Raw genomic sequence first — 9,609 nt, 5'->3', positions numbered from 1 at the left:
GAAGCGGAGCGCGTGACGTTCTCGGCCGGCGTGCCGACGGTCTGGCTCGGCCTGCTCAATTACATGCGCGACGCGGGCGTGCGCTTCTCGACGCTGAACCGCACGGTGATCGGCGGTTCGGCGTGTCCGCCGGCCATGCTGCGCACCTTCGAGGACGAGTACAACGTGCGCGTGATCCATGCGTGGGGCATGACCGAGCTGTCGCCGCTCGGCACGCTTGCGAAGCTGAACTGGGCGCAGTCGCAGCGGCCGGCCGACGAGCAGCGCCGCTTGCTGGAGAAGCAGGGGCGGGTCATCTTCGGCGTCGACATGCGCATCGTCGGCGAGGACGGCTGCGAATTGCCGCGCGACGGCGTCGCGTTCGGCGAGTTGCAAGTGCGCGGGCCCTGGGTGATCGGCCGCTACTTCCGGAGCGACGCGTCGCCGCTCGCCGATGGCTGGTTTCCGACCGGCGACGTCGCGACGATCGATCCGGACGGTTTCCTGCAGATCACCGACCGCAGCAAGGATGTGATCAAGTCCGGCGGCGAATGGATCAGCTCGATCGACATCGAGAATGTCGCGATCGCGCATCCGGCGGTCGCCGAAGCGGCCTGCATCGCGTGCCCGCACCCGAAGTGGACCGAGCGTCCGCTGCTCGTCGTCGTCAGGCGCGACGGCATGGAGGTGAGCCGCGAAGCGCTGCTCGCGTTCTACGAAGGCAAGGTCGCGAAATGGTGGATTCCCGATGACGTCGTATTCGTCGAATCGCTGCCGCATACCGCGACCGGCAAGCTGCAAAAGCTGAAGCTGCGCGAAACGTTCCGGGGCTATGTGCTGCCGACGGCGGCTGCGGAGGCATAGGCGTCGGCATTGTCCGGGCCGGCCCGGTGAGGCCGGCCGCCGCCCGACCGGTCCGGTTCCCGGATCGGGAAAATCATAAATTGAACGACCGTTCTTTTTTGTTGTATGCTGCCTCCGTTCCCTTTGAACAAGCGGCCGATCGACCGCGCACAATGAAGCGCGGCCATCCGGGCGCGCGATGCATGGAGGCAGGCAGATGGCAGTGGACTACACGACTCGCGACGGCGTCGCCGTCATCACGCTCGACAATCCGCCCGTCAACGGGCTTGGCCTGTCGACGCGGATCGGCATCATGGACGGGCTCGATCGCGCGGCGCAGGATCCGGCAGTCAAGGCAATCGTGCTGACAGGCGCCGGCCGCGCGTTCTCGGGCGGCGCGGACATTACTGAATTCAACACGCCGAAGGCGCTGCAGGAGCCGACGCTGCACACCGTGATCCGCGCGGTGGAGGCGAGCGGGAAGCCGGTCGTCGCGGCGATTCACAGCGTCGCGATGGGCGGCGGCCTCGAACTGGCGCTCGGCGCGCACTACAGGATCGCCGCGCCGGGCGCGCAGATTGCGCTGCCTGAAGTGAAGCTCGGCCTGCTGCCGGGCGCGGGCGGCACGCAGCGCCTGCCGCGCGCGGTCGGGCTCGAAACCGCGCTGAACATGATCGTATCGGGTGCGCCGGTGCCGTCCGAGCAGCTCGCGACCAGCGGCCTGTTCGACGACATGGCCGAAGGCGATCTGCTTGACGCCGCCGTCGCCTTCGCCCGCAAGGCCGGCGCGCAGGCCGGGCCGCATCCGCGCGTGCGCGACCGCAAGATCGTCCATGAGAACGCTGCGGGTTTCATCCAGTTCGCACGCAACTCGGCGAAGGCCGCCGCGCCGAATTTCCCGGCGCCGCACAAGTGCATCGACGCGATCGAGGCGGGCGTGCTGCACGGTTTCGACAAGGGCAGCGTCGCCGAGCGCGACGGCTTTGTCGCGCTCATGATGACGCCGGAAAGCCGCGCGCTTCGGCACGCATTCTTCGGCGAACGCGCGGCGAGCAAGATTCCCGATGTGCCGGCCGACACGCCCGTGCGCGAGATCCGCCGGGTCGCGGTGATCGGTGCGGGCACGATGGGCGGCGGCATTGCGATGAACTTCGTCAATGCCGGGCTGCCCGTCACGCTGCTCGAAACGAAACAGGACGCGCTCGACCGCGGTCTCGCGACGATCCGCAAGAACTACGATGCGCAGGTGAAGAAAGGCAAGCTCACGCAGGAGAAGTGCGATGCGCGCATGGCGCTGATCACGCCGACGCTGTCCTATGACGATCTGAAGGACGCCGACCTGATCATCGAGGCGGTGTTCGAGGAACTCGGCGTGAAGGAGCAGGTATTCCGCCGTCTCGACGAAGTCGCGAAGCCGGGCGCGATCCTCGCGTCGAACACGTCGACGCTCGACATCAACAAGATCGCCGCATTCACGAAGCGTCCGCAGGATGTGGTCGGCATGCACTTCTTCAGTCCGGCGAACGTGATGAAGCTGCTCGAGGTTGTGCGCGGCGACGCCACCGCGAAGGATGTGCTCGCGACGGTCATGGCGATCGCGAAGAAGATCAGGAAGACGGCGGTGGTGTCCGGCGTGTGCGACGGCTTCATCGGCAACCGGATGATCGAGCAGTACATCCGCCAGGCGCTTTTCATGCTCGAGGAGGGCGCGCTGCCCGCGCAGGTCGACCGCGCGATCGAGCGATTCGGCTTTGCGATGGGGCCGTTCCGGATGAGCGACCTCGCAGGCAACGATATCGGCTGGGCGATCCGCAAGCGGCGCTATCAGGAGCAACCGGATCTGCACTATTCGAAGATCGCCGACCGCCTGTGCGAGCAGGGCCGCTTCGGCCAGAAGACCGGCGCGGGCTGGTACGACTATGTGCCGGGCGAGCGCAAGGCGAAGCCGTCCGCGCTCGTCGACGAGATGGTCGTCGCGTATTCGAAGGAGCGCGGCATCGAGCGGCGCCAGATCGGCGACGATGAAATCGTCGAGCGGCTCGTGTTCGCGCTCGCCAACGAAGGCGCGAAGATCCTCGAGGAAAAGATCGCGTCGAAGGCCTCCGATATCGACATGGTGTACCTCACGGGCTATGGCTTTCCGCTGTGGCGCGGCGGCCCGATGCTGTACGCGGACACGGTCGGCCTCTACAACGTCGAGCGTGCGATACGTCGCTACGCCGCGGGTGCGAACGGCGATGCGTGGCGGATTGCGCCGTCGATCGTCGAACGCGCGCAGGCCGGCCGCGGCTTCAACAGCTGACAGCGCCGCTGCGCGACCGCCTCGTATCGGGTCGATCCGGGGGTAAAGCGTGGCGCAGGCGCAAGGGCTGAGCGCTTGATGATCCGGCCTGCATCAGCGATGACGCGGCCGATCCGATCCGATCGGCATCGGCATCGGCATCGGCATCGGCTCGGCCGCTTTGACAGGAGACGGCGATGAAACACACCGACGACGTTTTGCTCGTGATCGACGTGCAGAACGACTTCATGCCGGGCGGCGCGCTCGCGGTGCCGGATGGCGATGCGGTGGTGCCGGTTATCAACGCGCTGGCCGCCCGCTTCGATCAGGTCGTGCTGACGCAGGACTGGCATCCGCGCGGCCACGTGTCGTTCGCGGCGAACCATCCGGGACATGCGCCGTTCTCCACGCTGGCGTTGCCATACGGCGAGCAGGTGCTGTGGCCGGTGCACTGCGTGCAGGAGAGCGAAGGCGCGGCGCTGCATCGGGCGCTCGACATCCCGCATGCACGGCTCGTGATCCGCAAGGGCAGCGACGCGCAGGTCGACAGCTATTCCGCATTCGTCGAGGCGGATCGCCAAACGCCGACGGGGCTCGCCGGCTATCTGCGCGAACTCGGCGCGAAGCGCGTGTGGTGCTGCGGGCTCGCGACTGACTATTGCGTCGCGTGGTCGGCGCTCGACGCGCGCGCGGCGGGCTTCGAAGCGGCGGTGATCGACGATGCGTGCCGCGCGATCGACCTGAACGGGTCGCTCGCGCGCGCATGGCAGCAGATGCAGGCGGCGGGCGTGGCGCGTGTCATGGCCGACGGCGCCCGCCCGCGGGTGTAGCGCACCCATTCATTCAATTCAGGAAGCTTTGCATGAGGCCGGCATGCGCTAAAGCGCATATGCCGATCGACAGGAGAACACAGATGACTGAAGCCGTAATCGTATCGACCGCGCGCACGCCGCTTGCGAAATCCTGGCGCGGCGCATTCAACATGACGCACGGGGCGACGCTTGGGGGCCACGCGGTGGCAGCCGCGGTCGAACGTGCGAAGCTCGACCCGGCGCGTGTCGAGGACGTGATCATGGGCTGCGCGAACCCGGAAGGCGCGACGGGCGGCAACATCGCGCGGCAGATCGCGCTGCGCGCGGGATTGCCGGTCAGCGTGCCGGCCATGACGGTCAACCGCTTTTGCTCGTCCGGATTGCAGACGATTGCGCTTGCCGCGCAGCGGATCATCGCGGGCGAAGGCGACGTGTATGTTGCGGGCGGCGTCGAGTCGATCTCGTGTGTGCAGAACGAAATGAACCGGCACATGGCGTATGAGGGCTGGCTCCTCGAACACAAGCCGGAAATCTACTGGAACATGCTGCAGACCGCGGAGAACGTCGCGAAGCGCTACGGCATCTCGAAGGAGCGGCAGGACGAATATGGCGTGCAGTCGCAACTGCGGGCGGCTGCCGCGCAGGAAGCGGGGAGCTTCGACGCCGAGATCGTGCCGATCACGGTGCTGGCCGGCGTCGCCGACAAGGCGACCGGGCGGCTGTACACGAAGCAGGTGACCGTGTCGGCCGACGAAGGCATCCGGCCTGACACGACGCTCGAAGGCGTATCGAAGATCCGCCCGGCGGTTCCGGGCGGCGTGATCACCGCGGGCAATGCGAGCCAGTTCTCGGACGGCGCGGCCGCATGCGTCGTGATGCGCGCCGATGTCGCGCAAAGGGAAGGGCTGCAGCCGCTCGGCGTGTTCCGCGGTTTCGCGGTTGCCGGCTGCGAGCCGGACGAAATGGGCATCGGTCCGGTATTCGCGGTGCCGAAGCTGCTCAAGCAGGCGGGCCTGAAGGTCGAGGACATCGGTCTGTGGGAACTGAACGAGGCGTTTGCGGTACAGGTGCTGTACTGCCGCGACACGCTCGGGATTCCTGAGGACAGGCTCAACGTCAACGGCGGCGCGATCGCGGTCGGCCATCCGTACGGCGTATCGGGCGCGCGCCTGACCGGACATGCGCTGATCGAAGGCAAGCGGCGCGGCGTGAAATACGTCGTCGTGACGATGTGCATCGGCGGCGGCCAGGGTGCGGCGGGGCTGTTCGAAATCGTCTGATGTTCAGCATGCGGGCGGCGGCTGTGCTGCCGTCCGTTGCGTTGTCCGCGATGCTGTTGCCGCCACCGTCAGTGCCGGCGATCCGCTATGCAGACGAATTAATCCGCAGACGTTTGACGATGCTGTTTCCCCTTACTTGTCAAACGAATCGCCCCACCTATACTAAGCTCTGACGTTTTCCTTTCGGTAGTGCGGGCCAGATCGCGCGTCGCGCGTCATGCCGACCGCTGCGGTGTGTTTCCGGAGCCGGGCGCGGGCGACGAATCCTGATCGGGTGTCGCCCGCATTCGGTAAGTCTCAGCGGAACGATCGGGGGGCCGAATTGAGCACGACTTCTTTAGCGGGGGAGCCGCCGCGCGTCGTCAGCGCTGTTGCCAGGATTTACGCGCATGGTCTGCTGATCGGCTTCGCGCTGCTGCCGGCCTATCTCATCGCCTATCTGTGGTTCTTCGGCGATCCTCGTCTGACTTTCGAAAGCCCGGTATTCCATGAAATCGCGATCGCCGGGGCGACGCTCGAGGGCGCGTTCGTCACCTACGTGACCTGGGTCTGCTATCGCGCGTCCGGCGAGCCGCTGCTGCGCTGGCTGACGATCGGTTTTCTGGGCTTCGGGATGATCTATGCGCTGCACGGCCTGTTCACCGGCATGGCGCATCACAACATCTGGCTGTTCCTGCTGTACGGGCCGGCGTCGCGGCTGGCGATGTCGATCCTGCTGCTGGTCGGCCTGATGTCGTATTCGCAGCCGCCCGATCGCGCCGTGAAGCGCACGAGCATGCGCACGTGGCTGCCGTGGATCGTGTGCTTCGCAGCCATCGATGCCGGCGTCGCGTATATCGCCCATTCGCCATGGGCCGGCGCGCCTGTCACGCGGCTGTCGATGGAGGGCGGCGCGCTCGTCGTCTCGTTGCTCAACGTGGGCGTGCTGCTTGCGCGGCGCATCCGTTCGCCGCTGATGGTGATCTACGGGATGTCGATCACGGCGTTTGCGCTGTCGTCGCTCGCGTTCATGCTCGGCAAGCCGTGGAGCCACATGTGGTGGCTCGCGCACGCGATCTTCGCGGGCGGATTCTTTTTGCTCAGTTACGGCGTCGTGCAGGCACTGGAGACCACGCGTTCGTTTGCGGCGATCTACAGCCAGCAGGATTTGATGAACCGCCTGTCCGAATCGATGGCGCGCACCGAAAGTGCGTTGCAGGAGTTGCGGCGCACCAACCAGAAACTCGAATATATGTCGGCGACCGATCCGATGACCGGCGCGTCGAACCGCCGCCAGTTCATCGCACAGGTCGAGCGCGAGATCATGCGCGCCGAGCGCGACGGCATGCCGTTCTGCATGCTCGCGCTCGACCTCGACAACTTCAAGAACATCAACGACGCATACGGGCATCAGATCGGTGACGAAGTGTTGCGCGGCGTCGTGCGGCAGTGCCTCGATGCAATCCGGCCGTCGGGGGGGCTCGCCCGCGTCGGCGGGGAGGAGTTCATGGCGCTGTTGCCGGAAATGCCGCTGGAGGGCGCGCGGATGACTGCCGAGCGCATGCGTTCGGCGATCGCGAGTGCGCCGTTCGGTCTCGACAGCAAGCGGGTGCAGGTGACCGTCAGCGTCGGCGTCGCGCAGTATGGCGTTGACGGGGGAACCGTGGATGCGCTGCTCCGGGCGGTCGGCGAGCGTCTTTATCAGGCCAAGCGAGAAGGACGCAATCGGGTCGTGGCGCATTGAGGCTGCGCGTGTTGGGTTCGGGGTGCGCTTGTCAGCGGTGGGGCTGGCGACCGATCGCGTGTGTCCGGCGTCTGGATGATCGGCGTGACGCGAGGTGCCGGTTCCTCGTTGAGCGGGCAAACGTGACGCCGTCTCCGGTACGCCCGCGTGCCCGCTTCGCGGGTTATGCGCTTGTCCTCCCCGCGGTTCAGATCGATCCCGAATAGAATAGAGCGTTCTGCCGCACTCGGAAGCGGGAAACGGCACTTGTCCAACTGACCTAACAAGGTGATTGCGTTGATTCGACATATCGTCATGTGGAAGCTGAAAGAAACCGCCGAAGGCGCGACGCGCGCCCAGAACGCGCTCAAGCTGAAGGAAAAGCTCGAAGCGTGCCGCGGCATCGTGCCGGGCATTCTTCATCTCGAAGTCGGCGTCGCGACGCCGGGCCTGGAAGCGACCTATGACGTCGTGCTGGTGTCGGATTTCGTGGATCAGGCCGCGCTCGACGCCTATCAGGTGCATCCGACTTATGAGGCCGTGAAGCAGTTCATCGGCGCGGTGCGCGAAGCGCGCCAGTGCGTCGACTATCTCGCCGACGACGTGCGATGAGCGAAACCACGCAACAGACCGACGGCCCGTCGATCGAGAGTCCGTTCGTCGACATGCTCGGCGTGCAGCTCGTCACGGCGAAAGACGGCAAGAGCGAGATCCTGCTGCCGCTCGACGAGCGCCATATGAACACGTGGAGCATCGCGCACGGCGGCGTGACGATGACGCTCGCCGACGTTGCGCTCGCGATGGCCGCGCGCAGTCTCACCGACGACGGCGTCGGTGTCGTGACCGTCGAGATGAAAGTGAACTTCATGCAGCCGGGGCGCGGCGAACTGCGCGCGTACGGCCGTGTGATGCACCGCTCGACGACGATGGCGTACTGCGAAGGCGAGGTGCGCGACAGCGAAGGCCATTTCGTCGCGAAGGCGCTGGGCACATTCAAATACATGAAACGGCTTGCGGTGGGCCGCGACATCAAGCGGCAGCGCACGCGCACGGCGCCGGACGCCCATCCGGGCCCGAGCGACGCGTAGCCCGGCGCAATGTGCGGCCCTGCCGATGGCGGGGCCGTTTTCTTTTGCAGCGTGCGTGCGCGCGCCTGCATGGTGGCAAAGGAGTGCAGCGATGAGCATCGTCAATCGTCAGATCCTGCTTGTGTCGCGTCCGCAAGGCGCGGCGAGCATCGACAACTTCCGGCTCGTCGAGGTGCCGCTCGCACCGCTCGCCAGCGGCGAGGTGCGTGTGCGCAATCATTTCCTGTCGCTTGACCCGTATATGCGCGGCCGCATGAGTGACGCGAAATCGTATGCGGCGCCGCAGCCGCTCAACGAGGTGATGATCGGCGGCACCGCTGGCGAAGTGATCGAGTCGCGTCATCCGGGTTTCGCGGTCGGCGACAAGGTGGTCGGCTATTTCGGCTGGCAGGAATACGGCACGTCGGACGGTCACGGGCTGCGCCGTGTCGATACGTCGCGCGTGCCGCTGTCGGCCAGTCTCGGCGTGACCGGGATGCCGGGCGTCACCGCGTGGTACGGACTGAACCGGATCATCGTGCCGAAGGCGGGCGAAACGGTGGTCGTCAGTGCGGCGAGCGGCGCGGTGGGGAGCGTCGTCGGCCAGCTGGCGAAACGCGCCGGCTGCCGCGCGGTCGGCATTGCGGGCGGCCCGGACAAATGCCGCTATGTCGTCGAGACGCTCGGCTTCGACGCGTGCGTCGACTACAAGGCCGGCAACCTCGTCGAAGATCTGACGGCCGCCACGCCGGACGGTGTCGACGGTTGCTTCGAGAACGTCGGCGGCGCGGTGCTCGACGCGACGATGGCACGGATGAACGCGTTCGGCCGCATCGCCGTGTGCGGGATGATCGCGGCCTATGACGGGGTGAGTGCGCCGATCACGCACCCGGCGCTGATTCTGCGATCGCGGTTGCGGCTGCAGGGCTTCATCGTATTCGAGCATCCGGACGCGTGGCCGCCGGCGCTTGCGGAACTGAACGAGCTCGTCGCGACGAAGCAACTGCATTATCGCGAGTCGATCGCGGTCGGGCTCGAGCGCGCGCCGGAGGCATTCCTCGGCATGCTGAAGGGCCGCAATTTCGGCAAGCAGCTCGTGCAACTCGTCTGACGGCGCGTGGCATCATACGGCGCGTGTCCTGTCTGTCCGACGCGCCGTGCGCGCGCCCGTATTCCGATGCCGCTGAATCCGAAGATCGCCCAGGTGCTCGACATGATCGAGCGCGCGAAACGTCCGTCCTATCATCACCAGACGCCGCAGCAGGCGCGCGCGGCATACGAGCGGAGCGCGCCGATCCTCGATGTCGCTCCCGCGCCGATGCATGCCGTCGAGGCGTGCGTGGTGCCGACGCGCGACGGGCGGACGATTGGTGCCCGCCTGTACCAGCCGGTCGTGCCGAGTCTTGCCGAGCCGATGCCGGCGCTCGTCTACTATCACGGCGGCGGCTTCACCGTCGGCAGCGTCGATACGCATGATGCGCTGTGCCGGATGTTTGCGCGCGACGCGCAATGCGCGGTGCTGTCGGTCGATTACCGGCTGGCGCCCGAATACAAGTTTCCGACCGCGGTCAACGATGCCGACGATGCGCTGCGTTGGCTGCATCGCGAGGCGGCCGCATTCGGCATCGACGCCGGGCGGCTCGCG

General features: G+C 66.4%; 9 protein-coding genes. All 9 read left to right on the top strand.

Features of this window, described 5'->3' with window-relative positions; translation table 11 throughout:
• Positions 1-843, top strand: an 843-nt coding sequence (locus KH616_RS15950) for an AMP-binding protein (RefSeq protein WP_292247979.1), incomplete at its 5' end; no start/stop codon positions are given.
• Between the two features lie 196 nt (positions 844-1,039).
• Entirely contained in the window at positions 1,040-3,124 is a 2,085-nt protein-coding gene (locus KH616_RS15945; RefSeq protein ID WP_292247978.1) for a 3-hydroxyacyl-CoA dehydrogenase NAD-binding domain-containing protein, read from the top strand.
• Between the two features lie 176 nt (positions 3,125-3,300).
• Positions 3,301-3,933, top strand: coding sequence for a bifunctional nicotinamidase/pyrazinamidase (gene pncA / locus KH616_RS15940; protein WP_292247976.1), 633 nt, complete (start codon positions 3,301-3,303; stop codon positions 3,931-3,933).
• An 83-nt stretch (positions 3,934-4,016) separates the two neighbouring features.
• The gene (locus KH616_RS15935; protein WP_292247974.1) at positions 4,017-5,195 is read left to right on the top strand and encodes an acetyl-CoA C-acyltransferase; all 1,179 of its coding nucleotides are present in this window, start codon (positions 4,017-4,019) and stop codon (positions 5,193-5,195) included.
• 322 nt (positions 5,196-5,517) lie between these two features.
• The gene (locus tag KH616_RS15930; RefSeq protein WP_292247972.1) at positions 5,518-6,918 is read left to right on the top strand and encodes a sensor domain-containing diguanylate cyclase; all 1,401 of its coding nucleotides are present in this window, start codon (positions 5,518-5,520) and stop codon (positions 6,916-6,918) included.
• Positions 6,919-7,194: 276 nt separating this feature from the next.
• Positions 7,195-7,509, top strand: a complete 315-nt coding sequence (locus KH616_RS15925; protein ID WP_292247970.1) for a Dabb family protein — start codon at positions 7,195-7,197, stop codon at positions 7,507-7,509.
• A complete protein-coding gene (locus tag KH616_RS15920; RefSeq protein ID WP_292247968.1) occupies positions 7,506-7,985 on the top strand; it encodes a PaaI family thioesterase in 480 nt (159 codons plus the stop codon). The genes KH616_RS15925 and KH616_RS15920 overlap by 4 nt, the downstream gene beginning before the upstream one ends.
• 91 nt (positions 7,986-8,076) lie before the next feature.
• On the top strand, positions 8,077-9,075 hold the full coding sequence (locus tag KH616_RS15915) for an NADP-dependent oxidoreductase (protein ID WP_292247967.1): 999 nt from the start codon (positions 8,077-8,079) through the stop codon (positions 9,073-9,075).
• Positions 9,076-9,141: 66 nt separating this feature from the next.
• The coding region (locus KH616_RS15910; RefSeq protein ID WP_292247964.1) for an alpha/beta hydrolase at positions 9,142-9,609 on the top strand (468 nt) is incomplete at its 3' end.

Origin of the sequence: Burkholderia sp., from assembly GCF_018375725.1 — a bacterium.
In the GTDB taxonomy this organism is placed as follows: domain Bacteria; phylum Pseudomonadota; class Gammaproteobacteria; order Burkholderiales; family Burkholderiaceae; genus Burkholderia.
This window is presented reverse-complemented; position numbering and strand designations above follow the sequence as displayed.